Annotated in this window: 19 protein-coding genes and 1 tRNA gene; 9 read left to right on the top strand and 11 right to left on the bottom strand. The window is 64.4% G+C overall.

All coding sequences use genetic code 11. The features are described from left to right. The first annotated feature begins 45 nt into the window (after positions 1–45). Positions 46–249 carry a hypothetical protein gene (locus EN846_RS08195; RefSeq protein WP_127393614.1) on the top strand — a complete coding sequence of 68 codons (204 nt, stop codon included), beginning with the start codon at positions 46–48 and terminating at the stop codon, positions 247–249. A gap of 497 nt (positions 250–746) precedes the next feature. Here EN846_RS08195 and EN846_RS08190 read toward each other — a convergent pair. Together EN846_RS08190 and EN846_RS08185 are read right to left on the bottom strand one after the other, a co-directional pair. Beyond that, a tRNA-Val gene (locus EN846_RS08190) sits at positions 747–821 on the bottom strand. 114 nt (positions 822–935) lie between these two features. Then, a complete protein-coding gene (locus EN846_RS08185; protein ID WP_006199474.1) occupies positions 936–1,298 on the bottom strand; it encodes a response regulator in 363 nt (120 codons plus the stop codon). A gap of 163 nt (positions 1,299–1,461) precedes the next feature. On the opposite strand from EN846_RS08185, the gene EN846_RS08180 reads away from it, so the two are divergent. Both EN846_RS08180 and hisN read left to right on the top strand, forming a co-directional pair. Continuing rightward, a complete protein-coding gene (locus EN846_RS08180; protein ID WP_127393615.1) occupies positions 1,462–2,403 on the top strand; it encodes an N-formylglutamate amidohydrolase in 942 nt (313 codons plus the stop codon). Positions 2,404–2,720: 317 nt separating this feature from the next. After that, a complete protein-coding gene (gene hisN / locus EN846_RS08175) occupies positions 2,721–3,494 on the top strand; it encodes a histidinol-phosphatase (RefSeq protein WP_127393616.1) in 774 nt (257 codons plus the stop codon). Between the two features lie 103 nt (positions 3,495–3,597). Here the strand turns inward: hisN and EN846_RS08170 are convergent, their stop codons facing one another. Beyond that, positions 3,598–4,554, bottom strand: a complete 957-nt coding sequence (locus EN846_RS08170; RefSeq protein WP_127393617.1) for an alpha/beta hydrolase — start codon at positions 4,552–4,554, stop codon at positions 3,598–3,600. Between the two features lie 455 nt (positions 4,555–5,009). On the opposite strand from EN846_RS08170, the gene EN846_RS08165 reads away from it, so the two are divergent. Both EN846_RS08165 and EN846_RS08160 read left to right on the top strand, forming a co-directional pair. Next, positions 5,010–5,477 (top strand): Hsp20 family protein, encoded by a 468-nt coding sequence (locus EN846_RS08165; protein ID WP_126058414.1) that lies wholly within the window; start codon positions 5,010–5,012, stop codon positions 5,475–5,477. Positions 5,478–5,625: 148 nt separating this feature from the next. Further along, complete coding sequence (locus EN846_RS08160) at positions 5,626–6,378, top strand: sulfite exporter TauE/SafE family protein (protein ID WP_127392019.1); 753 nt, start codon at positions 5,626–5,628, stop codon at positions 6,376–6,378. 3 nt (positions 6,379–6,381) lie between these two features. Here the strand turns inward: EN846_RS08160 and EN846_RS08155 are convergent, their stop codons facing one another. Beyond that, positions 6,382–7,272, bottom strand: a complete 891-nt coding sequence (locus tag EN846_RS08155) for an MBL fold metallo-hydrolase (RefSeq protein ID WP_127392018.1) — start codon at positions 7,270–7,272, stop codon at positions 6,382–6,384. Positions 7,273–7,298: 26 nt separating this feature from the next. Continuing rightward, complete coding sequence (locus tag EN846_RS08150) at positions 7,299–8,351, bottom strand: low specificity L-threonine aldolase (RefSeq protein WP_127392017.1); 1,053 nt, start codon at positions 8,349–8,351, stop codon at positions 7,299–7,301. A 480-nt stretch (positions 8,352–8,831) separates the two neighbouring features. On the opposite strand from EN846_RS08150, the gene gltB reads away from it, so the two are divergent. Both gltB and EN846_RS08140 read left to right on the top strand, forming a co-directional pair. Beyond that, positions 8,832–13,568 (top strand): glutamate synthase large subunit, encoded by a 4,737-nt coding sequence (gltB, locus tag EN846_RS08145; RefSeq protein WP_127392016.1) that lies wholly within the window; start codon positions 8,832–8,834, stop codon positions 13,566–13,568. Positions 13,569–13,710: 142 nt separating this feature from the next. Continuing rightward, positions 13,711–15,165 carry a glutamate synthase subunit beta gene (locus EN846_RS08140; RefSeq protein WP_127392015.1) on the top strand — a complete coding sequence of 485 codons (1,455 nt, stop codon included), beginning with the start codon at positions 13,711–13,713 and terminating at the stop codon, positions 15,163–15,165. On the opposite strand, the gene EN846_RS08135 is transcribed toward EN846_RS08140, so the two are convergent. Together EN846_RS08135 and EN846_RS08130 are read right to left on the bottom strand one after the other, a co-directional pair. Beyond that, positions 15,162–16,388 carry a DUF459 domain-containing protein gene (locus tag EN846_RS08135; RefSeq protein ID WP_127392014.1) on the bottom strand — a complete coding sequence of 409 codons (1,227 nt, stop codon included), beginning with the start codon at positions 16,386–16,388 and terminating at the stop codon, positions 15,162–15,164. The two genes, EN846_RS08140 and EN846_RS08135, sit on opposite strands and share 4 nt — an antisense overlap. A 26-nt stretch (positions 16,389–16,414) precedes the next feature. Continuing rightward, positions 16,415–17,638: a lytic murein transglycosylase gene (locus tag EN846_RS08130; protein WP_127392013.1), complete on the bottom strand. Its 1,224-nt coding sequence runs from the start codon at positions 17,636–17,638 to the stop codon at positions 16,415–16,417. A 202-nt stretch (positions 17,639–17,840) separates the two neighbouring features. Here EN846_RS08130 and galU point away from each other — a divergent pair, with 202 nt between their 5' ends. Beyond that, positions 17,841–18,755 (top strand): UTP--glucose-1-phosphate uridylyltransferase GalU, encoded by a 915-nt coding sequence (galU, locus tag EN846_RS08125; RefSeq protein ID WP_187331333.1) that lies wholly within the window; start codon positions 17,841–17,843, stop codon positions 18,753–18,755. 113 nt (positions 18,756–18,868) lie between these two features. Here galU and EN846_RS08120 read toward each other — a convergent pair whose 3' ends face one another. Further along, positions 18,869–20,668 carry an outer membrane beta-barrel protein gene (locus EN846_RS08120; RefSeq protein ID WP_135858268.1) on the bottom strand — a complete coding sequence of 600 codons (1,800 nt, stop codon included), beginning with the start codon at positions 20,666–20,668 and terminating at the stop codon, positions 18,869–18,871. A gap of 208 nt (positions 20,669–20,876) precedes the next feature. Between EN846_RS08120 and EN846_RS08115 the strand changes: the two genes are divergently transcribed. After that, positions 20,877–21,878, top strand: coding sequence for a KpsF/GutQ family sugar-phosphate isomerase (locus tag EN846_RS08115; RefSeq protein WP_127392802.1), 1,002 nt, complete (start codon positions 20,877–20,879; stop codon positions 21,876–21,878). 80 nt (positions 21,879–21,958) lie between these two features. Here the strand turns inward: EN846_RS08115 and EN846_RS08110 are convergent, their stop codons facing one another. The 3 genes from EN846_RS08110 to hemH all read right to left on the bottom strand — a co-directional run bounded on the left by EN846_RS08110 (position 21,959) and on the right by hemH (position 24,617). Then, entirely contained in the window at positions 21,959–22,423 is a 465-nt protein-coding gene (locus EN846_RS08110; protein WP_127284907.1) for an NfeD family protein, read from the bottom strand. A 20-nt stretch (positions 22,424–22,443) separates the two neighbouring features. Then, positions 22,444–23,394 carry an SPFH domain-containing protein gene (locus EN846_RS08105; protein WP_127284908.1) on the bottom strand — a complete coding sequence of 317 codons (951 nt, stop codon included), beginning with the start codon at positions 23,392–23,394 and terminating at the stop codon, positions 22,444–22,446. 158 nt (positions 23,395–23,552) lie between these two features. Continuing rightward, positions 23,553–24,617 carry a ferrochelatase gene (gene hemH, locus EN846_RS08100; protein WP_127284909.1) on the bottom strand — a complete coding sequence of 355 codons (1,065 nt, stop codon included), beginning with the start codon at positions 24,615–24,617 and terminating at the stop codon, positions 23,553–23,555. Positions 24,618–24,635 lie beyond the last annotated feature (18 nt).

Raw genomic sequence — 24,635 nt, 5'->3', positions numbered from 1 at the left:
CGACCCAGCGCCGCGTAACAAACGCGGTCATCAAGGAGAACGCCCATGTTTACTGTTTCAAGAAACGTCTTGCTTGCCGTCGTCGCCGCTTCGGTGGTCGCGGGCTGCAAGGCGACCACCCCCCGGGATTGCGACAACCTCAAGCCGAACGTCACCTATCACGGCAAATGCTGCGGCATTGGCGATGCGCCGTGCCGCGAAGGCAAGAACGGCAATCACGACCACAGGCCCGATCCCCGGCCGCAGTGAAGGCGGGGGATCAAGGCCGCAGGGAGTAGGTCGGGTCGTACTCCACCTTTTAGTTGCATCCTTCGTTCAATTGGTTGTGTTCCAGTCATATTGGCTGGCACGTATATGTTTGATAGCCGGCGCCCGCCCTTCGATGACCACGCCGGTCAGGCTCGGCATCTGCTGGCCTCCCCGCCACAGATGCCGGGCCGCTCCTTCCTCTGCGGGCGCTTCCGGTGCATCGGTCCTCTTACAAGACCTCGGCGGGGCGATTTGCCCAACAGGAGGTCGCAGCTGCAATCATCCAAAGCAGCTATCGCCGCGCCAGTCAGCGTCTTCGGCTGCTGCGTCGAGCATGCTAGATCGACATCTCGGAAGCGGGCGCACGCTTGGCATGTCCGCCAAGACGGTCGACAAGGCGCACGGTCATCAGCGCGATTTGTAAAAGGAGGCGGCCGAGAACGAGCGGTTTTTTGCGTGCCCCACGACGGAGGCCGGTCGCCAAGCTATTGAAAGGATGGTGGGCGTGACAAGGATTGAACTTGTGACCCCTGCAATGTCAATGCAGTGCTCTCCCGCTGAGCTACACGCCCATCCGATGCCGCGCATACACCATTTTTGATCCAGCGCGTCAATAGGTGGAAAAACGAAAGAAGGGCTCGTTTTGTCGCGCCCCGAAGGCGCGCCGCGATCGAGCCGGAAACGCCTCAGGCCGCCTGCAGCATCTTTTCGACCTCGTTGACGAGGTCGCGCAGGTGGAACGGCTTCGACAGTACCTTGGCGTCCTTCGGTGCCTTGGAATCGGGATTGAGCGCGACGGCGGCGAAGCCGGTGATGAACATCACCTTGAGGTCGGGGTCGATCTCGGTGGCGCGGCGCGCAAGCTCGATGCCGTCCATCTCCGGCATGACGATATCGGTCAGAAGCAGCGAGAACGGCTCCTCGCGCAAGCGCTCGTAGGCGCTGGCGCCATTGTCGAAATCGCTCACCTGATAGCCGGCGCGCTCCAGTGCCTTGACGAGGAACCGGCGCATATCGTCATCGTCTTCCGCCAGCAGAATGCGTGCCATCATATCCCGTCCGAATCACCCGCCCAACCTTGGCGCCGGGCTAGCCCGTTAACCATCCTGTATATGAGGAGGTGACGGTAAACATCAAGTGAACGAAGGCCGTATTATACTCAGTTCGGGCAGGGGTTCGGGGCGCCTAAAAGCTGGACATGCGGCTGTCGAAATGGCAGTTTTGACTCATGATGCAGTGCTGTTTCCCGGTTCATTCACATTGAAGACGGCAGCCGAGGATTTTTCGGTCGTTCCACCCTTCGAAATCCGATCGGGCGCCGAGCAGCGCGTCCCCTTCCTGTTCAACTCGCCGCATAGCGGCCGCCACTATCCCGAACGCTTCCTGGCCATGGCCAGGCTCGACCGCAACGCCATCCGCCGGTCCGAGGATTGCTACGTCGACGAATTGTTCGGCGGCGCTGTCGCTCTCGGCGCGCCGCTGCTGGCGGCGAATTTCCCGCGCGCCTATCTCGACGTGAACCGGGAACCCTGGGAGCTCGACCCGCGCATGTTCGCCGAGCCGGTGCCGTCCTTCTGCAACATCCGCTCGGCGCGGGTTGCCGGCGGGCTCGGCACCGTGCCCAAGCTCGTCGGGGAGGGGCTCGACATCTATTCCGGCCGCTTGCCGCTGGCCGAGGCTGTGGCGCGCATCGAGACCGTGTACAAGCCCTATCACGAGACGCTCAAGCGGCTTTTGACCCGCACGCATGCCAGGTTCGGCTACGCGGTGCTGATCGACTGCCATTCGATGCCGGCAAGCATCAGGGTCGGCGACAACGGCGTGCGACCGGATTTCATCATCGGCGACCGTTTCGGGATTTCCGCGACGGCGGCGCTGACCGAGACGGCGATCGCCCTGCTCACCGGCATGGGCTACACGGTGGCCCACAACAAGCCCTATGCCGGCGGCTTCATCACGGAGCATTATGGCCGTCCGGCGCGCCATCTGCATGCGCTGCAGATCGAGGTCAATCGCGGGCTCTACATGAACGAGCGGACGTTCCAGAAATCCGCCGGCTTCGACGCGCTTGCCGACGACCTCACCCGCTTCTCGGCCGATCTGATGGCGATGCCGGACCATCATTTCGTCGATCTGCCGCTGGCCGCCGAATAAAGCCAGGCGCTCCCCGCCCGCGCCGCGAGCCGGTGAAAAAAAGACCGCATCGTTTTCACGACACGGTCGAAGTCTAGGGAGGAAACGCCCAAGGAGGGCATGGACAGGAAAACCTGTCCGAGAACAAATCTATTGTGCGATGCACAAATGTCAATCGACTTCAGGCTTTTTTAATTCACAGTGAATGGGAAATTGCGTTTCGGTGGCGTTTGCGTGACATTCAGGCAACAGTTGCCGCGGCGCTAAAGTGATCCCTCCCCTTGTTCCGGCAGGAAATCATCGGCAAAGGACGGCATGCTGCAAAGCGGGAGAATCAGTTGGACATCAGCATCGACTTTATCCGGCGCATCGCGCATGCCGCCGCCGCCGAGACCTTGCCGCGCTTCCGCAGCCAGGGCGCGGTAACCAACAAGGAGGCTGGCAGCTTCGATCCGGTCACCGAAGCCGATCGCGAGGCCGAGCGGGCGATCCGCGCACTGATATCGGCCGAGTATCCCGATCACGGCATTCTCGGCGAGGAGCACGGCAGCGAGAACATCTCCAGCCGGCATGTCTGGGTGATCGATCCGATCGACGGCACGCGTGCCTTCATCTCCGGCCTGCCGGTCTGGGGAACGCTGGTCGGACTGACCGTCGAGGGCGACGCCGTCGCCGGGCTGATGTCGCAGCCTTTCACCGGCGAGCTGTTCTATGCCAACGCGTCCGGTTCCCACTATGAGGGTCCGGGCGGGCCGCGCAAGCTTGCGACGCGCAAGACGACCGACCTCGCCAAGGCGACGCTGTTCACGACGACGCCGGCGCTGTTCAAGGGCGAGGCGCGCACGCGCTACGACCAGTTCGAAAAGCAGGTCCAGCTCGCCCGCTACGGCACCGATTGCTATGCCTTCGCCATGGTCGCCGCGGGAAGCGTCGACATCGTCGCCGACCCCGGGCTGAAACCCTATGACATCGTGGCGCTGATCCCGATCATCGAGAAGGCGGGCGGCGTCGTCACCACGTTTGAGGGCGGACCGGCGGAGAAGGGCGGGGACATCCTCGCGGCGGCGACGCCGGAGCTGCACGCGGCGGCGATGGCTGCTCTGCGCGGCTGAGAGCCCGCGGTCGATCCCCGGGCGCGACTGACGGCCGTTGGTCCTGAGAGCAGGCTGTCAGCTGTCCTCGGTCATGGACGCCATGACAGTGCCCGGGCGCTGATCAGGGCGCGTCGCCGGTTCCGGGAATGAAGGCGTCGAAGGCGGCGAGAAGCTGCTCGCGATAGAGGTCCTTCTCCTGCAGGATCTCGTGGCGGGCGCCGTCGATCATCAGCAGCGAGCCGAGGCGCAGGCGCCTGGCATAGGCTTCCACCGCCTTGGTCGAGACGACCTGGTCGGCACCGGCGGCGATCACCAGCATCGGAACCTGGATCGCGCCCATGAAATCCGGATCGCTTATCTTGACGGAGGCCTCGGCCGCCGCCTTCAGCCAGCGGATCGTCGGCCCGCCGAGCGCCAGTTGCGGCCAGGCTTCGTAGATGCCGGTGTTGCGCCGGTAGCGCGCGGGATCCGACGTCACCTTGTTGATCTCGAACGGCGTCGTCTCCTTCGGCCGCGGTCCCATGGCGGCATAGAGCCGGCCAAGGCCGATCGCGCAGAACACCGCGCAGACGCGGCGGACGGTGCTTATCGACACCGGCAGATCGGGCAAGGTCAGGAAAGGCGCGATCAGCACCATGCGCCGCACCCGATTGACCATCGAAGGCGAGGCGAGCAGCGCGACCACCGCCCCGGCGGAATGGGCCAGGATGTAGTAGGGCCCGCGACAGTCAGGCAGCACCACCTCCTCGAAGAACTGCTCGAGATCGCTGGCGTAGTCGCGGAAGCTGCGGACGTAGCCTCGCTGCCGGTCGCCGATCAGCCGGTCGGAGCCGCCCTGGCCGCGCCAGTCGAGCGTGGCGACGCCGAAGCCGCGGCCGCAAAGATCGCGGATGGTCTCGAAATATTTCTCAACGCACTCGTTGCGCCCGGTGAGCAGGACCACGGTGCCCTTGAGCGGGCGGGTGGTGGCGGCAAAGACGCCGTAGCGGATCTTCTTGCGGTCACGCGTGGTGAAGAAGCCGCCGGCGGCGTTCTCCGGCGGCGGATTGTCCGGCGTCTGATAAAAGAGATCCGTCATTCGGCGTTTCGTTCTTTGCTCCGTCGCCCGAGCTGGCGAGGCGTCGCATGGTGATAGACGGCCATGCGGCAAAAGCAAAGGCGTCGCGAAGGCGAGGTGGAGACAACGAACGAGGCCGGAAGCAGCGTTGGCGGCCTCCGGCCTCTGTCGATCCGGGAGGAAGGGACGTTAACACCCGGCTCGGCCTCGTCGCGGCGTCTGTTGGGCGCGCCGCCTGATCCTTGATCCTGGCCACACCCTAACGCCGCCTGGCTGAACGCAGGCCGAAGCCGCGGTTCATCTGCCGTTCATCGAGGCGGAGATGTCGTGTCCGCAAAAAGTCTTGAAATGCCCTTTTGCGCTTCCCAAATGTCTGGTGCGGTCGCCGATGTCGGGACCGCTGGCCCATCCGAAACGCCATTCCGGGTTTCGCAGCGGCCAAACGCAAACTCTGTTGCTCAGTAGGAGAACACCTCATGCGTCACGTAGATTTTTCCCCGCTTTATCGTTCGACCGTCGGTTTCGACCGGCTCTTCACCATGCTCGATTCGCTCGGCCAGCCCGACGGCGCGCAGACCTATCCGCCCTACAACATCGAGCGCACCGGCGAGAACGCCTACCGTATCTCGATGGCGGTTGCCGGCTTCTCGGAAGACGAGATCTCGATCGAGGCCCACCGCAACGTGCTGACTGTCAAGGGTGAGCGCAAGGAAGAGGGCAATGGCGAGGGCTCCGAGCTGCTCTATCGCGGCATTGCGTCCAGGGCTTTCGAGCGGCGTTTCCAGCTCGCCGACCATGTCGAGGTCGAGGGCGCCACGCTGAAGAACGGCCTGCTCTTCGTCGACCTCAAGCGCAACATCCCCGAGGAGCTGAAGCCGCGCAAGATCGCGATCACCCAGTCCTCGGACAAGGCCAGGCAGATCGAGGCCAAGGCGGCCGCCTAAGCGCGGGCTCCAGCCTCAAAAGTCCGTCTCCTCCCGAGACGAAAGCGGCGCCGAAAGGCGCCGCTTTTTGTTTGCGCGGATTTCTGTGCCATCCGCAACAAAGGCTTCTGGCCCTTTTGAAGCAGGCGCCGGCCCAGCATGAAGGGCGATGTCCGATTTTTCCCTGGCGCTGACGGCAACCATCGCCATCACCTTCCTGCTGGCCGGCATGGTCAAGGGCGTGACCGGCATGGGCTTGCCGACGCTGGCGATGGGGCTTCTGGGCACGGTCATGCCGCCTGTCACCGCGGCCTCGCTGCTGATCGTGCCGTCCTTCGTCACCAATGTCTGGCAGCTGTTCGCCGGGTCGAGCTTCGCGTCGATCCTGCGCCGGCTGTGGCTGATGATGGCCGGCATCATGGTCGGCACGATTGCCGGCGCGCGGCTGCTCGCCAGCGACAATGTCAAATGGACGACCGCCGGCCTCGGCGCCGCCCTTGTCCTCTACGCCGCCTACACACTCCTGGCGCGCCAGCCCGGCATTCCGGCCCGGGCAGAGCGCTGGCTGTCGCCCATCATCGGCGTCCTCACCGGCCTCGTCACCGGCGGCACCGGCGTCTTCGTGGTGCCGGCCGTGCCCTACATCCAGGCACTGGGGCTCGGCAGGGACGACCTGATCCAGGCGCTCGGCCTTTCCTTCACCGTGTCCACCATCGCGCTGGCGCTTGGCCTCGCCTCGCACGGAGCGTTCGAGGTGGAGCATCTCGCGATGTCGTCGCTGGCGGTGCTGCCGGCCCTGCTCGGCATGTGGCTCGGCCAGCTGCTCAGGCAGCGCATCAGCCCGGCGACCTTCCGGCGCTGGTTTCTGATCTTCCTGATCGTGCTTGGCCTGGAGCTGCTGGCGCGGCCGTTCCTGGGCTAGCCATTAGCCCTTTGCCGCCAGCACAGCCTCGACATTTTGTCGGTGAACGGCTTCGTATGGCGCGAAATACTCGACGGCCGTCGAGGCAAACATGTCCGCGCCGAAGGTTCTCAGATCCTGCTTGGCCAGGTCAGGCTCTTGCCGGCAGGCAAGGAGTTTTCGAACATAGGCCTGGGTCGCGGCGATAAGGCTTCTGTCATAGCCACCCGCTGCAATTGTTTCGCAGGAACCGTGGTTGGGCAGGATGCGATCGAACCGCCAGCCGGCCATGCGCTCGAGGTCGATCAGATGTTCGGCGAGACGCTCCGGTTCGGAGACATAGGTGATCGAGTCCTCCAGCGTGTCGCCCGCCAGCAACAGGCCGGCATCGGGCATCAGCAGGACCGTCCCGTCATGGCTGTGGATTTCGACCTGGCGGAGTTCGACGGGGATCGCTCCGACGGTCAGATGGAGGTTGTTATCGAATATCCTGTTGGGGAGCACGAGCGGCCTGATCGGCGGGTTGCCGCCTTCGATCTCGGCCCGGCCGCGTTCAAGGGCCGAGGCTGTGAGGCGGTTGGCGATGATCTCGCAATCATGGAACACCTCGTTGCCGGCAATATGATCGTCATGCCAGTGGCTGAGCACGACGCGGATCGAGGTCACGCCCATCTCTTCGAGTGTCCGCCGGACAAGGCGGGCGTGGGGCAGGGATATATGCGTGTCATAGACAAGCGCTTGCGATCCATCGACGATCGCATAGGTGCAAATGCCCAGCGTATAAGCGCCGTCGTCGAGCCAGTTCGGCTCCTCCGACCAGATGCGAACGCCATCGAGGCGGCCATCATAGAAGCCGACAACGTTTGGCGCCGGACGAACCAGCCGCATGGTCGAGCCGAGAGAGGGCCTGGTCATCCGGTTACTCCCGATCGCTGCAACGCTTAAGGGGCGAGCAGTTGCCCGAGGCGATCGATCTCTTCCGTCGCGGTGGCGAAGCTGGCGACGAAACGGTAGATCGCCTCGTTGTCGCCGAGATGGCCGTCAAAACCTTGCGGCACGCCCCATTCGTAGAATTTGGCGCCAGCCGCCTGCAGCCTTTCGGCGATAGCGCGGTCGAGGATGGCGAAAACCTCGTTGGCTTGCGGCAGCCATGCCAGCCTGCCCGTCGGCGCGTCCTCAATCGTCTCGGCCAAATGCGCGGCCATGGCATTGGCATGGCCTGCCATCCGCAGCCAGAGGTCATCGGTGAGATAGGCTTCGAACTGGGCCGAGATGAAGCGGGCCTTGGAGAAGGTCTGGCCGGCGCGCTGGCGAAGCAGGCGCAGGTCCTTGCCGACCTCCGGATTGAAGATCACGACAGCGTCGGCCATCCAGCAGCCGTTCTTGGTGGCGCCGAAGGAGATGATGTCGACGCCGCTCTTCCAGGTCATCTCGGCCGGCGTGACACCGGTCGCGGCGATGGCGTTGGCGAAACGGGCACCGTCCATGTGGAGCGGCAGGCCGTGGCGACGGCTGACCTCGGCGATCGCCTTGACGTCGTCGACAGCGTAGACCGTGCCGACTTCGGTCGCCTGGGTGATGGTCACGGCCATCGGCTGGCCGCCGGGCGCGAGGTCCCGCGAATAGCGCTGGATGGCCTTGTCCAGCGCCTGCGGGTTAATGCGACCCAGAGGCCCGGGCACCGGCATCACGCGCGCGCCGCCCGTGTAGAAACCCATCGCGCCGAATTCATCGACATTCACGTGTGCTTCGGAATGGCAAAGCGCGATGCCGCCGATACGGTTCAACGCCGCCATCGACAACGCGTTCGCCGCCGTGCCGGTGGCGACGAAGAACACCTGAACGTCGCGCTCGAAGATCTCGTTGAAGCGGCGGTAGACGGCGCGGTCCAGGTCTCCGTCGCCATAGGCGGTGGCGATGCCGGCGGCGTGCCGCGAAAGGTTGGCAGAGATGTCGGGATGGACGCCCGCCCAGTTGTCGGATGCAAAGAACATCGAGAGGTCCGTAGCTGATTTGCAGAAGCCGGCGCGACTTGACCGTTTTGGTCTTGCAAGTGCAAGGGGCCAACTGCCGGGAAAGCGGTGATGCCAGCCGAAGCTGAGATCGGCGGACGACTGAACTTTGCGTTGCGCCTCCATCTCACGAAATTTTGTGTCGCATCCCGGCCAAGATTTTTGTGAATCGGTCTTGTGCGGGCGTCTGATTTCTGCCATAAAAAATTTAGGACAGTAGTGCTGTCTTATTTTGTCGCGCAAAACAGGCCGGACTGGCGTATCATATGGGCCATTCCGGCCGTTGCCGCGCGCGACGGGTAGACGGCTCGGCTCTGGCCTGTACGATACCGGATACGACCCAGGCGGCCAGCCGCATGGTTCGGCAAGGATTTCGCAAGACGTGCAGCAAGGATGAAGGGGAAGCAACGCGCTTCCCGAGGCAAACCAGCGCCCGAAGGGCTGGGAACGGAGGATAGGACGATGACGGAATTGACGCCATCTGCGATCAACGGCCGGGCCGCGCAGACGAAAGCGGCAACCGTCAAAAATACCTCCCTGACCAATGCCGGGCGCGCCGCCAACGGTTTCGCCGCCCAGGGCCTTTACGATCCGCGCAATGAGCACGACGCCTGCGGCGTCGGCTTCATCGTCAACATGAAGGGCGTGAAGTCGAACCAGATCGTCAAGGATGGTCTGGCGATGCTGGAGAACCTCACGCATCGCGGCGCCGTCGGCGCCGATCCGCTGGTCGGCGACGGCGCCGGCGTTCTGGTGCAGCTTCCCGACAGCTTCTTCCGCGAGGAGATGGCAGCCAAGGGCATCGACCTGCCGCCGGCGGGCCAATACGGCGTCGGACACTGGTTCATGCCGCAGGACGCGGCGCTGCGCGCCCATATCGAGGACATCATCACCGAATCGGCGCAGTCCGAGGGGCTGCCGCTGATCGGCTTTCGTGACGTTCCGGTCGACAATTCGTCTTTGTCGAAGGCTCCGGACATCGCGGCATCCGAGCCGTTCCACCGGCAGGTCTTCATCGGCCGCACGGCCGACATACCCGACGACGAAGAGTACGAGGCCAGGCTCTATCTGCTGCGCAAGGTCATATCCGGCCGCATCTATGCCGAGAACGACAACAAGGACATCGGCGCCTATTGCGTGTCGCTGTCGGCGCGCACCATCGTCTACAAGGGCATGTTCCTGGCCTACCAGGTCGGCGCCTACTACAGGGATCTCAGCGATCCGCGCTTCGAAACGGCGCTGATCCTGGTCCACCAGCGCTTCTCGACCAACACCTTCCCGTCGTGGAAGCTGGCGCACCCGTACCGCATGGTCGCGCACAACGGCGAAATCAACACCGTGCGCGGCAACAACAACTGGATGGCCGCTCGCCAGGCCTCGGTCGATTCCGAGTTGTTCGGCAACAACATCTCGAAGCTGTGGCCGATCTCCTATGAGGGCCAGTCGGATACGGCGTGCTTCGACAACGCGCTCGAATTCCTGTTCCAGGGCGGCTACAGCCTGAGCCACGCCATGATGATGCTGATCCCGGAAGCCTGGGCCGGCAACAAGCTCATGGATCAAGACCGCAAGGCCTTCTACGAATACCATGCGGCGCTGATGGAGCCGTGGGACGGCCCGGCGGCGGTCGTCTTCACCGACGGACGCCAGATCGGCGCCACGCTCGACCGCAACGGCCTGCGCCCGGCGCGCTATATCGTCACCGATGACGACCGGGTCATCATGGCCTCCGAGGCCGGCGTGCTACCGGTGCCGGAGGAAAAGATCGTCCAGAAGTGGCGGCTGCAGCCCGGCCGCATGCTGCTGATCGACCTGGAGAAGGGCCGCATCATCTCCGACGAGGAGATCAAGTCGGAGATCGCGACCAGGCACCCCTACAAGAATTGGCTCGCCAACACGCAGCTCATCCTGGAAGATTTGAAGCCGGTCGAGCCGCGCGCTTTGCGCAAGGACGTCAGCCTGCTCGATCGGCAGCAGGCGTTCGGCTACAGCCAGGAAGACACCAAGCTGTTGATGTCGCCGATGGCCACCACCGGCCAGGAAGCGGTCGGCTCGATGGGCACCGACACGCCGATCTCGGCGATGTCGGACAAGTCGAAGCTGCTCTACACCTATTTCAAGCAGAACTTCGCACAGGTCACCAATCCGCCGATCGACCCGATCCGCGAGGAGCTGGTGATGAGCCTGGTGTCGTTCATCGGGCCGCGGCCGAACATCTTCGACCTGGTCGGCAATTCGCGCCGCAAGCGGCTCGAGGTGCGCCAGCCGATCCTGACCAATGGCGATCTGGAGAAGATCCGCTCCATCGGCCACACCGAGGATCGTTTCGACACCAAGACGATCGACATCACCTATGGCTCGAACGAAGGCGCTGCGGGCATGCAAGGCGCCATCGACCGGCTCTGCGAGCGCGCCGAGGCGGCGGTTGCCGGCGGCTACAACATCATCATCCTGTCCGACCGCCAGCTCGGGCCGGACCGCATCGCCATCCCGGCGCTGCTGGCGACGGCCGCGGTGCACCACCATCTGATCCGCAAGGGCTTGCGCACCTCGGTTGGCCTGGTGGTCGAATCCGGCGAGCCACGCGAGGTGCATCATTTCTGCTGCCTCGCCGGCTACGGCGCGGAAGCGATCAACCCCTATCTCGCCTTCGACACGCTGCTCGACATGCACAAGCGCGGCGAGCTGCCGGAGGAGGTCGACGCCTACGAAGTGGTCTCGCGCTACATCAAGTCGATCGGCAAGGGCATCCTCAAGGTGATGTCCAAGATGGGCATCTCGACCTACCAGTCCTATTGCGGCGCGCAGATTTTCGACGCCATCGGCCTGAAGTCGGACTTCGTCGAGAAGTACTTCACCGGCACCGCGACGCTGATCGAGGGCGTCGGGCTGGACGAGATCGCGGCCGAGACGCTCAGCCGCCACACCGACGGCTTCGGCAACGATCCGGTGCTGCGCAACGGCCTCGAGGTCGGCGGCGAGTACATGTACCGCATGCGCGGCGAGGCGCATATGTGGTCGCCAGACGCGGTCGCCACGTTGCAGCACGCCGTGCGCCAGGGCTCGTGGGACACGTTCAAGGACTATTCGGCGCAGATCGACAGCGAGACGGCCCGCGCCCAGACCATTCGCGGCCTGTTCAAGATCAGGCTCGCCGAAGAGACCGGCCGCAACAAGGTCGCGCTCAACGAGGTCATGCCGGCGGCAGAGATCGTCAAGCGCTTCTCGACCGGTGCGATGTCGTTCGGCTCGATCTCCAGGGAAGCGCACACGACGCTGGCGCGCGCCATGAACGCCATCGGCGGCAAGTCGAACACCGGCGAGGGCGGCGAAGAGTCGGACCGCTATCTGCCGCTGCCCGGCGGCGGCAAGAATCCCGAGCGCTCGGCGATCAAGCAGGTCGCGTCAGGGCGGTTCGGCGTGACGGCGGAATATCTCGTCAACTCGGACGTCATGCAGATCAAGGTCGCGCAGGGCGCCAAGCCCGGCGAGGGCGGACAGCTGCCCGGACACAAGGTCGACGCGACCATCGCCAAGGTCAGGCATTCGACGCCCGGCGTCGGCCTGATCTCGCCGCCGCCGCATCACGACATCTATTCGATCGAGGATCTGGCGCAGCTCATCTACGACCTGAAGAACGTCAACCCGGCGGCCGACGTCTCGGTCAAGCTGGTGTCGGAGGTCGGCGTCGGCACGGTCGCGGCCGGCGTTGCCAAGGCGCGCGCCGACCACATCACCATCTCGGGCTATGACGGCGGCACCGGCGCTTCGCCGCTGACCTCGCTCAAGCATGCCGGCAGCCCGTGGGAAATGGGCCTCGCCGAGACGCATCAGACGCTGGTGCTCAACGGCCTGAGGTCGCGCGTGGCGCTGCAGGTCGACGGTGGCCTGCGCACCGGGCGCGACGTCATCATCGGCGCGCTGCTCGGCGCCGACGAGTTCGGCTTCTCGACCGCGCCGCTGATCGCGGCCGGCTGCATCATGATGCGCAAGTGCCACCTCAATACCTGCCCGGTCGGCGTGGCGACGCAGGATCCGGTGCTGCGCAAGCGCTTCAAGGGCACGCCCGAGCACGTCATCAACTTCTTCTTCTATGTGGCGGAAGAGGTGCGCGCGCTGCTCGCCGAAATGGGCTTCACCCATCTCGACCAGATCATCGGCGACACCGATCTTCTGGAGAAGCGCGACGTGATCCAGCACTGGAAGGCGCGCGGGCTCGATTTCGGCAAGATGTTCTTCAAGCCCGATGCGCCGCACGAGGCGGTGCACTGGACCGAGCGCCAGAAGCACCCGATCGACGACGTGCTCGACCGCAAGCTGATCGAGCTGGCCAAGCCGGCGCTGGAAGCCAAGCAGGCCGTGTCCATCGAGCTGCCGATCCGCAACGTCGACCGTTCGGCGGGCGCGATGCTGTCGGGCGAAGTGGCCAAACGCTTCAAGCACAAGGGCCTGCGCGAGGACACGATCCAGGTCAAGCTTACCGGCACCGCCGGCCAGTCCTTCGGCGCCTTCCTGGCGCGCGGCGTCTCGTTCGAGCTGGTCGGCGCCGGCAATGACTATGTCGGCAAGGGCCTGTCGGGCGGCCGTATCGTCATCCGCCCGCCGGAAGAGGCCAAGATCGTCGCGGCTGACTCCATCATCGTCGGCAATACTGTGCTTTACGGCGCGACCGAGGGCGAAGCCTATTTCGCCGGCGTCGCCGGCGAGCGCTTCGCGGTGCGCAATTCGGGCGTCGCGGCAGTCGTCGAAGGCGTCGGCGACCATGGCTGCGAATACATGACCGGCGGCATCGTCGTCGTGCTCGGCAAAACGGGGCGCAACTTCGCTGCCGGCATGTCGGGCGGCGTCGCCTATGTGCTGGACGAGAAGGGCGATTTCGCCGAGCGCTGCAACATGGCGATGGTCGAGCTGGAGCCGGTCCCCGAGGAAGACGACCTCATGGAGAAGCTGCTGCATCACGGCGGCGATCTCGACCATAAGGGTCGCGTCGACGTCTCCGGCGACATGACCAGCCATGACGAGGAGCGGCTCTATCAGCTGATCTCGAACCACGTGCATTTCACGGGCTCGGTGCGCGGCCGCGAGATCCTCGACAACTGGACGGCGTTCCGGCCGAAATTCCGGAAAATCATGCCGGTCGAGTATCGCCGCGCGCTGATCGAGATGGAGCGCATGCGCATGAGCGTGGCGGCCGAATAAGCATTGGACGGGCCGGAGAGATGGATCTCCGGCTGCCATCCTCACCAACAATCCTGACCCCGGACTGCGGTTGCCATGGCGGCCTTATGGGGTTAACGGGTGCGCCGACAAGTGCGTGCCTTCGGACAGCAGGGACTGGACTATGGGCAAGGTAACAGGGTTTCTCGAGATCGACCGGCAGGTGCACAAGTACCAGCCGGCCTCCGACCGCATCCGGCATTTCCGCGAATTCACCTTGCCGATGTCGGACAAGGAGGTCGAGAAGCAGGCCGCACGCTGCATGGATTGCGGTATTCCGTTCTGCCACGGGCCGACCGGCTGCCCGATCCACAACCAGATTCCCGACTGGAACGACCTCGTCTACAATGGCGACTGGGACAATGCGATCCGCAACCTGCATTCGACCAACAACTTCCCGGAATTCACCGGCCGCATCTGCCCGGCGCCGTGCGAGGAAGCTTGCACGCTGAACCTCGAGGACATTCCGGTCGCCATCAAGACCGTCGAGCAGGCGATCGCCGACAAGGCCTACGAGACCGGCCATATACGGCCCTATCCGCCGGAGAAGAAGACCGGCAAGCGCGTCGCCGTCATCGGTTCCGGCCCGGCCGGCATGGCGGCGGCCCAGCAGCTCGGCCGCGCCGGCCATGACGTGCATGTCTATGAGCGCGAGAGCCGTCCGGGCGGGCTGATGCGTTACGGCATCCCGGACTTCAAGATCGAGAAGCACTATATCGACCGCCGCATCGAGCAGATGCAGGGCGAGGGCGTGACCTTCCATTGCGGCGTCAATGTCGGCGTCGACAAGCCTGTGGCCGAACTGCTCGCCGAACATGACGCGGTGCTCTATTGCGGCGGCTCGGAAATGCCGCGCGCCGCCAACATCCCGGGCGACGACCTCGGCGGCGTGCATGACGCCATGCCCTATCTGGTGCAGCAGAACCGCCGTGTCGGCGGCGAGCCGATCCAGTCGGTGGCGTGGCCGTCGCATCCGATCATCGCCAGCGGCCAGCATGTCGTCGTCGTCGGTGGCGGCGACACCGCTTCCGACTGCGTCGGCACCGCCTTCCGCCAGGGCGCGGTGCGCGTCACCCAGCTCGATATCCGCCCGCAGCCGCCGGAGAAGGAAGACAAGCTCGCCGTCTGGCCCTACTGGGCGACCAAGATGCGCACCTCGTCCTCGCAGGCCGAGGGCGCCGAGCGCGAGTTCCAGGTGGCAACGCTTGAATTCATCGGCGAGGACGGCCAGCTGACCGGCGTCCGCTGCTGCGAGGTCGACGAGAAGCGCAAGCCGATCGCCGGCACCGAATTCGTCATCCGCGCCGATCTCGCCTTCATCGCCATCGGCTTTGCCGGGCCGGCCGCCACCGGTGTGGCGAGCGAGCTGGATGGGCAGATGAAGATCGTCACCGACAGCCGGCGCTCGAAGAACGTCGAGGCCAATGACCGCGACTACAAGACCAGCGTCGACAGGCTTTACGCGGCGGGCGACGTGCGCCGTGGCCAGTCGCTGGTGGTCTGGGCGATCCGCGAGGGCCGTCAGGCGGCGCGCTCGATCGACGAAGCGCTGATGGGATCGAGCGTGTTGCCTCGTTAAGGGTTGATAGCCGTCGTCGTATCCGGTGTCGCGGCTGACGTTGCGGGCTGGGTTTTCGGCGGCCAGGAGAAATCGTCGGCGCGGCCGGGCGAGGCAGCGGGCGCCTTGCCCTCGATGACGAGTTTTTCGCCGGGCAGGTTCGGATTTGGCTTCGCGGGGGCCGCCGCCCCGAGAAGCTCGGAGCCGCCGTCCAGCGCCGGATCGCCAAGCAGCATCGGCACGGTGCGGTCGATCACGATCGGAGCGGCATTGGGCGCCGGCGCTTCGACCGGGGCGCCCGCCGGCGCGGAGACTGTCGTCACGCTTCCGGGCGCTGCCAGCCCGAGGATCTTGGCCAGCGGCTTTTCGGTGTAGAAGGCAAGCTTGCGCTTGCCGGCCTTGGAGACATTGATGCCGTCGTCCGAGCGCAGCCGCACCGCCTGGCCGTTGATGTCGGGGCCGGTGATGACGAAGGCGCCGTTCTCGTCGACGAAACCGTCCCAGACATCGACGAACTCGCCGCCATGCTTTTCGGCGGCCGAGCGGTAGATGTCGTTGAAGGCCAGCATGTCCGAAGTCATCTTCGGCAACCGGAAAGCCGGCATGCCGACCCACAGGAACGGCACCTTGGCCTCCGCGATGGCCTTGCCCAGCGCATCGGTGCGGCGCTCATATTCCTTGGTCCAGTTCTCGGATCGCGGCTGTTCGCGCACGTCGCCGACCTTCATCTGCTGGCGGTCGTTGGAGCCGAGCATGACGACGACGACCGATGGTTTCTCGGTCTCGATCAGCGTTTTGATCTGTTCTGGCCAGTTGTAGAAATCATCGCGCACGAAGCCGGAAGAACCGTTGCTGCGCACCGCGATCCTGACGCCGGCGTTTTCGGCGAAGGCGGTGTCCAGGCCTTCGCCGAGACCGCTCGCCATGAAATCGCCGACCACCAGCACGGCGCGGGCATCCGGCGTCTTCTCGACGATCGGCGTCTGTGGCTCTGCCGGCAGGCGCGGCTTGGATTTCCTGGTCTTTGCCTTCGGCCTTGCCTTCTGGATGTCGAGCGGCGGCTCGAAGCGCTCGCTGCGGCGCGGGAACAGCAAGTCACGCAGCGACCAGCCGCGGCTCTGCTCCTCCTGCGCCATGGCGGGCGTGTGGAAGGCGCTGGCCGCAGCCACCGCCAGGACGGCGAGGGCCAGGATCAGGATCGGCGTGCGGCGAACGATCGCCCGTATGCGCCCAGCCGAAACCAATCACTTCCTCCGTCCCTGAAGCGGTCCTATTTCTTGCGGAGCCATTTGAGCACTTCCATGCTCGGATAGCCATCCTGGGTCAAGCCGGCCTTCGCCTGGAAGGCCATGATGGCGGCCTTCGATCCCTCGCCGATCTTGCCGTCGAACTTGCCGTCATAGTAGCCGTGCTCGGAAAGCCGCTGCTGCAGTTCCTGCCGCTCCTCGAAGCTCAGCTTGGTGAAGGGCCGTTTCCAGTCCTGCACCAGGCCGCTGCCACCAGCGATCTCGTCGGCAAGAAGGCCGACGGCGAGCGCGTATTTGTCGGCGTTGTTGTAGGCCTTGATGACCGAGAAGTTCTTGATCATCAGGAAGGCCGGCCCACCGCGGCCGTCGGGCACTTTCAGCGTCGCCTTGTCGGAGCCGTTCTTGAACGGCTTGCCGTTGGCCCTGACGACGCCTAGCGCCTGCCATTGCGCCAGCGTCTTCGAGCCGGCGGGGAGCTTGCCGGCCGGCAGGACGACCTCGTAGCCCCAGGTCTTGCCGGCCTGCCAGCCGTTCTTCCGCAGCAGATTGGCGGCCGTCGCCAGCGCATCGGGGATCGAGTTCCAGATGTCGCGCTTGCCGTTGCCGTCCATGTCGACGGCATAATGCTGGTAGCTGGTCGGGATGAACTGGGTGTGGCCCATGGCGCCGGCCCACGAGCCGCTGAGATGGCTTTCGTCGATATCGCCGCTCTGCAGGATCTTCAGCGCCGCGATCAGCTGGGTGCGGGCGAATTTCGAACGCCGCGGGTCGGCATAGCCAAGCGTCGCCAGCGAGCGGATGACATTGCGCATGATGTCGTTGCGCTTGAGGATCTCGCCATAGTTCGATTCCATCGACCAGATGGCGAGCAGGATGTTGCGGTCGACGCCGAACCGCGCCTCGATCCTGTCCAGCCACGGCTTCCATTTCCTCGCCATCTGCTGGCCGACGGCGACCGACTGGTCGTGCACGCGGTTGTCGAAATAGTCCCAGGCGGGTGCCGTGAACTCGGGCTGGGTGCGGGCCTTTTCCAGCACGACCGGATCGACATCGGTGATGTTCCTGAAGGCCTGGTCGTAGATCGCACCGGAGACGCCGCTCTGCACCGCCGTGGCGCGGAAGCTGGCGACCCATTGCCGGAATCCGGCATCGGCGAAAGCAGGTCCCGCGGGCATCAGCAGGGCAAGCGACAGGCTGGCCGCCGTCACGACGCTTGCAAGGCGCTTTGCGGTGCTGCGAACGGACATCTGTTCCTCCTTTTTCGTATCAGGAAGATCATTCATCGCCGAACCCGGTTAGTATTTAGTTTACCATAGGTGGGGGCGGGAACGAAAAGACGCGACGATGCTTTACGCACTGCAAGTTTTGTAAACTCGGCGTTCCTTACATCTCGATTCCGGCGCGAAAATGTCTCAGAACGGGATTGCGGAGCGCGTAATCAAGCGGATAATTGGCAGCATGAAGAGAGTTCGCAAAGCAGTCTTCCCGGTCGCTGGTCTCGGTACGCGGTTCCTTCCCGCCACCAAGGCAATTCCCAAGGAAATGCTGACCGTCGTCGACCGACCGGTCATCCAGTATGTGGTCGACGAGGCGCGCGACGCCGGCATCGAGCATTTCATCTTCGTCACCGGCCGCAACAAGGCGGTCATCGAAGACCATTTCGACGTCCAGTTCGAGCTCTACGACACGCTTGCCCAGCGCGGCAAGGACGACCAGCTCGCCCGCCTGCAGCGGCTGCAGCCGGCGCCGGGCCAGACCAGCTTCACCCGCCAGCAGGTGCCGATGGGGCTCGGCCATGCCGTCTGGTGCGCCCGCGAACTGGTCGGTGACGAGCCCTTCGCGCTGCTGTTGCCCGACATGATCATGCAGTCGGAAAAGAGCTGCATGAAGGACATGGTCGAGCTCTATGCCGAGACCGGCAACAACATCATCGCGGTGCAGGAGTGCGATCCGGCCGAGGCGCATAAATACGGCATTGTCGGCCGCGGCGAGGATACCCATCACGGCTTCCGCATCACCGGCATGGTCGAGAAGCCGAAGGCAGGCACCGCGCCCTCGAACCTGTTCATCAACGGCCGCTATATCCTGCAGCCGGAGATCTTCGGCATCCTCGAAGGCCAGGAGCGCGGCGCCGGCAACGAGATCCAGCTCACCGATGCGATGCTGAAGCTGGAGAAGCAGCAGCCCTTCTACGGCTACCACTACCAGGGCCGCACCTTCGACTGCGGCTCGCCGGAAGGCTTTGTCGAGGCCAATGTCGCCTTCGCTTTGTGGCGCAGAGACATGAATGAGAGCATGGCCGGCGTCATCCGCACGCTGCTCGACGAGATGAAGCCGTCCGAGCGGCGGGGCGCGGCGCTGTAGAGCAATTCCAGGAAAAGTGCGAGCGGTTTTCCGTCCGGAATTGCATCAAAACAAAAGGATAGAGCGGTTCGCCGTTTCGTTGAAACGGTGAAACGCTCCAGGCGCCGGCCTCCTCAGCGCTGCACCTTCAGCCCCAGGAAGATGCTGTTGGCGACATAGTCGCGGCCGGGCAGGTTGCTGTTCAGCTTCTCGGTCCTGACCCTTGTGGTGAGGCCGGCATAGCGGTTCAGCCACCACGTCAGGCCGGCCTCGGCGCTCAGGATCAGGTCATGGCCGTCGGAGCCGGTATAGTCGCGCCAGTCGAGGCCAAGCGCGGAATTCGCCGTCAGATTGGCGCGGACCTGGCGTTCGCCGGTAAGCCTGCCCGAGTAGAGCACATCGCCACTTTCCCCGGCCGTGGTGGTGCTCTCGATGGTGGTCCTTCCTGTGAGCCCGACGATGGTGCCGCGCTCGGGCGACCATTTGAGATCGGCGTTGACGTAGGGCCCCGCATTGGCCGGCAGGCGGTCGTCGTCGATCGCTTCGCGCAGCCAGCCGACGGAGAATTCGCCCGACAGTTTGTCGTCCATGTCGAGTTCGAGGCCGGCGCGCGCCCCGAGCCTGGTCGAGGAACGTTCGTACAAGTTGCTGTCGAGGCGCAGATCATAGACCCGTCGCCCTGCCTCCACCTCGACAAAAGGCGTTATGGCCGGCGAAACCTGATAGCCGGTGCGCAAGGTCGCGGAATAGAGCGTGGAGTCGCGGTCCTTCTGCGACAGTGTGGTGCCGTCCGAAAGATCGGCGTCGCCATAGAAGTCATGCGTGATCGCGCCGGTCAGCGCGTAGCGCATCTTGCCGACGTCCTTCTCGATGCCGAGGCTGCCGTCCACGGTCTGCCGCAGCGGCTGCGAAGTGACGCCGGCGATGGCGTCCGGCGAGGAGGCCGATTCCGGCACCGCCTCGTAGCCGAGCTTGGCGATGGCGCGCAGCTCGTTGTCGAGGTCGACGTTGAGCTGGCCTTCGATGCGGCCTTGCGCGTCGTTGATCTTCTGGCCCGAAACCGTGTTGCGGAAAATGCCGTAGCCGTCGATCGTGGCCGAGTTCTCGCGCCAGTCGGAGGTCGCGGAAAAACGCAGCGCCGTCTCCGACAGCACCGCCGACGTGCCGCCGCTGCTGGCATCGGCATTGGACGTCGCGGTGAAGCCCTGCTCCAGCGTCGGCCGGAAGACGAAGCTGCCGACCTTGATACCGGTTGCGGCGAAGGGGTCATCCTCGGGCTTGATCTTCTGGCCTTCGATCGAGGCGGTGCGCTCGGCGCCGGGGTCAAGCTTCTGCCTGTCGACGCTGTCGATGGTCACGGCGCGACGATTGGCGCCGTCCTGGTCCTCTCCGGCGGTTCCAGTGTCTGCGGTAGTGGTGGTCCCGGTCGCCGTTGGGTCGGTCTGCTGCTTGGTCTTCTTCTTGTCGGCGGCCTTTGTCTTTTTCTTCCCGGCGGTGTCGTTGTCCGCCTTCTTGTCCGCATCGTCGGCGCGCTGTTTGGCGGTTGAGGTCCGGCGCGGCTTGGGCGGAGAAGGGTTCTCGACGAACGGATCGTCGGTGGCGGCAGGCTGGTCGAAGATGCTGTCGTTCGCGGCCGTTCCATCGGTCTCGTCAGGCACTGCGCCGGGGCTGGCCGGCGAATAGGTGTCGGCCGGAGCGTCGGCGGTCGCGGTCGCGGGCCCGTTCAGATCCTGGGCACGAGCCCTGCTCATCTGCCTGACCTTGCGCTGCTGGTCCGACAGGATCGCCGATTCCGAAACCTCGCCGCGCAACTCGGTTTCCTGGGCATGGAGCGGCATCGGCCGCAGCAAAGCGAGGACGCTCGCCGCCAGCAACAGCGTGCTGACGGCCTTGCCCGTTCGACCTCTTTTCGTTTCAGGCTGGGCCCCGGTCATCGTCACCACTGCTTGCGCGGCGCGGGCGCGCCATACTTACCGAACCGTAAATGGGGATGGTTAACGGAGGGTTGAGGCGGGCGGTTCTCTCGCGCATTCGGTGTCCCGCATGTCGAAGCCAAAATGGTGCGTCAGGAGAGGGCCGCCATCGACCGCAGGTGGCATTTCTGTTGGACAGGCGGGCGGCGAAGCGCTAAGCGCATCAGCCATGCATGCAGGGTCCCCAGAAAAGAAGCGCCCGGACAGGCAGGCTTCGATCGATTCGGCGCTGAGAACCGTGGCGACCGAGCAGGCCGGCATGGCTGCATTTGCCGCCGCGCTCGAGAACGGGTTGGCCGAGCCATTCGCACGCGCCGTCGAGCTGATTTCGGGCATCGAGGGCCGCGTCATCGTCACCGGCGTCGGCAAGAGCGGCCATATCGGCTCCAAGATCGCCGCAACGCTGGCCTCGACCGGCACGCCCGCCTTCTTCGTCCATCCGGCGGAAGCCAATCACGGCGATCTCGGCATGATCGCCAAGGACGATGCCATCGTCGCCATGTCGTGGTCGGGCGAAAGCAAGGAATTGATGGGCATCGTCGCCTATTCCAAGCGTTTCTCGATCCCGCTGATCGCCATCACGTCCGGCGAGACCTCGGCACTGGCGCGCGCCGCCGACGTGGTGCTGCTCCTGCCGCCCGCGCCGGAGGCCTGTCCGCACGGCCTGGCACCGACGACATCGGCGCTGCTGCAACTGGTCATGGGCGACGCGCTGGCCATTGCGTTGCTCGAGGCGCGGGGCTTCACGCCCGACCATTTCCGCACCTTCCATCCAGGCGGACAGCTCGGCGCCAATCTCACGCAACTGCGCGAGATCATGCATGTCGGCGAGCGTCTGCCGCTGGTGCCGTCGGGCACCGGCATGCGCGAGGCGATCATCGAACTCTCGCGCAAGGGCTTCGGCTGCGTGGCGATCAGCGGCGCCGATGGGGCGCTGATCGGCATCATCACCGACGGCGATATCCGCCGCCATATCGCCAACGACCTTCTGGCGATGAGCGTCGATCAGGTGATGACCAGGAAACCAAAGACGGCGACGCCGGACACGCTGGTGGCGACGGCCCTGCAGACCATCAACACCTCCGCCATCACCAGCCTGATGGTGGTCGAGGACGGACGTCCTGTGGGGCTCGTCCACCTGCATGATCTGCTGCGGATCGGCGCGGCCTGAAAAAGGCGCGTCACGCTCGGGAAGCCCTACGCGACACGCCCTGATTTTCTGTTTCGAAAGCGCTGCGCGCTTTCGGGCAATCAGACAGCTTCGACAGTCAGTTCCAGGTCGGTATCGGCCGAACTGACGACGCGCACTTGCGTGCCGGCCGGCAGGTCGGGACCCGACACGCGCCACAACGTGTCGCCGAGCTTGATGCGGCCGCGGCCGTCCTTGATCGGTTCGGCAAGGGTGGCCATCTTGCCGACCTGCTGCGCGCCGCGCCGGTTGAGCAGCGGCTGGTCGGTCGCGTCATGACGCCCGCCAACCAGCTTCTTGCCGGCGAAGGCCGAGACCAGCGACAGCGCCAGGAAGGCAAGGACCTGGACTTCCCAGGTCCAGAAGCTTGCGTCCCAGATGAGCAGCGAAATCAGGCCGATCACCAATGCGGCGATGCCGATCCACAGCATGAAGATGCCGGGTGCTATGACCTCCATAACCAGGAGGACGAGGCCCAGTACCATCCAGTTCCACGGACCAAGTTCGGAAATGATACGGTCGAACATGGGAGCAGCCTCCTATGATCTCAGTTGTCGCCGGACTTGACGACCGGCGGGCGCGAACCCTGCCGCGTCGCGGCAGCCGGTCCGCCATCTTTGAAGACTTCCTTGGCGATCTCGCCAATGCCGCCCAGCGTGCCGATCAGCGACGAAGCCTCAAGCGGCATCAGCACGATCTTGCTGTTGGTGGCCGAACCAATCCTGGTCAGCGCTTCGGTGTATTTCTGCGCGATGAAGTAGTTGAGCGCCTGGACGTCGCCCTTGGAGATCGCCTCCGAAACCACTTGCGTCGCCTTGGCTTCGGCCTCGGCCGAGCGCTCGCGCGCCTCGGCGTCGCGGAAGGCGGCTTCCCTGCGGCCTTCGGCCTCGAGGATCTGCGACTGCTTCAGGCCTTCGGCGGCCAGAATCTGCGCTCGCTTGTTGCGCTCGGCGGTCATCTGGCGGCCCATCGATTCGATCAGATTGGCCGGCGGATTGATGTCCTTGATCTCGACGCGGGTGATCTTGATGCCCCACGGGTGTGCCGCCTCGTCGACGACGCGCAGCAGGCGCTCGTTGATGGCGTCGCGGTTCGACAGGAGTTCGTCGAGGTCCATCGAACCCATGACAGTACGGATGTTGGTCATCGTCAGGTTGAGAATTGCGTTCTGCAGGCCGGAGACCTGGTAGGCCGCTTGCGCCGCATTGAGGATCTGGAAGAAGGCGATGCCGTCGACACCCACAATGGCGTTGTCGCGGGTGATGATTTCCTGGCTCGGAACATCGAGCACCTGCTCCATCATGTTCATCTTGGCGCCGATACGGTCGACGAACGGCACGATGAGGTTGAGGCCCGGGCTCAGTGTTTTGGTGTAACGGCCAAACCGCTCCACGGTATAATTATAACCTTGCGGGATTGTCCTGATGCCTTTGATAAGAAGCACCAACACCAGAAAGGCAAGTGCACCAATCGCAATACCGAAACCACTGAAGTCCATTTGAATCTCCCTCAGATGCCGGCCATGGCGTTGATTCCAGGCAGCCGACTTCACCAAACACTTAGGTGTGTTTCAATAGTGTTACAATCAGGTGATCGCTCATTATTAGTGGATGGAAGAGCGCGACAGGGGCGATCGATCGCCTCAACGCAGCGGGCTCACACCCAGCCGGACAGCTCGCGCCGCGCCAGCGCCTCGATCACCGCCATGCCTTCGGCGCTGTCGTTGAGGCAAGGGATATGGGCGAAGTTCTCGCCTCCGGCATGATGGAAGGTCTCGGCCGCCTCGCGGCCGATCTCGTCCAGCGTTTCGATGCAGTCGACGGAAAAGCCGGGATTGACGATGGCGATCGATTTGACGCCGTCCTTGGCGAGCTTCTCGACCGTGACGTCGGTGTAGGGCTGCAGCCATTCCTGGGCGCCGAAGCGCGACTGGAAGGTGGTGATCAGCTTCTTCTCGTCCCAGCCGAGCTTCTGGCGCAGCAGCCTCGTCGTCTCCAGGCAATGGGCCTGATAGGGGTCGCCCTTGTCGGAATAGGGTTTTGGGATGCCGTGGTAGGAAGTGATGACCACCTCCGGCGCGAAGTCGAGGCTGGCCAGATGGCGTTCGATCGAGCGGGCAAGCGCCTCGATGTAGACAGGCTCGTCATAGTAGGGCGGCACGCTGCGGATCGCCGGCGCGCGCCTGATCTTCATCAGCGCGCGAAACAGTTGGTCGTTGGCGGTCGCCGTGGTCGTCGCCGAATATTGCGGATAGAGCGGAAAGGAAAGAATGCGGTCGCAGCCCTGCTCGACCAGTTTTTGGGCCACGCTCGCGGTCGATGGATTGCCGTAGCGCATCGCCCAGTCGACGACGACATCGGGCAGGTCACCAAACGCTTGGGTAAGCTTCTCGGCCTGGGCGCGGGTAAAGGTGCGCAGCGGCGACTCGTTCTTCTCCCGGTTCCAGATCCTGGCGTAGTTGGCGCCCGACTTCTTCGGACGGGTGGTCAGAACGAGCCCGTAGAGGATCGGGTACCAGATCGCCTTGTTGAGCTCGATGACGCGCGGATCGGAGAGGAACTCCCTGAGATAGCGCCACATCGGCTTGAAGTCGGTGCCGTCGGGCGTGCCGAGATTGATCAGCATCACGCCGACCTTGCCCGCCTTGGCCGGCGCGGGACCAGCCAGCAGCGCGCCTGCGGCCTGCGCGGCTTTGGGATCGATCGGGCTGGTCAACGTCATCAAGGGGTCTCCGGGCAT

Source organism: Mesorhizobium sp. M4B.F.Ca.ET.203.01.1.1, assembly GCF_004791025.1.
Lineage (GTDB): Bacteria > Pseudomonadota > Alphaproteobacteria > Rhizobiales > Rhizobiaceae > Mesorhizobium > Mesorhizobium abyssinicae.
This window is presented reverse-complemented; position numbering and strand designations above follow the sequence as displayed.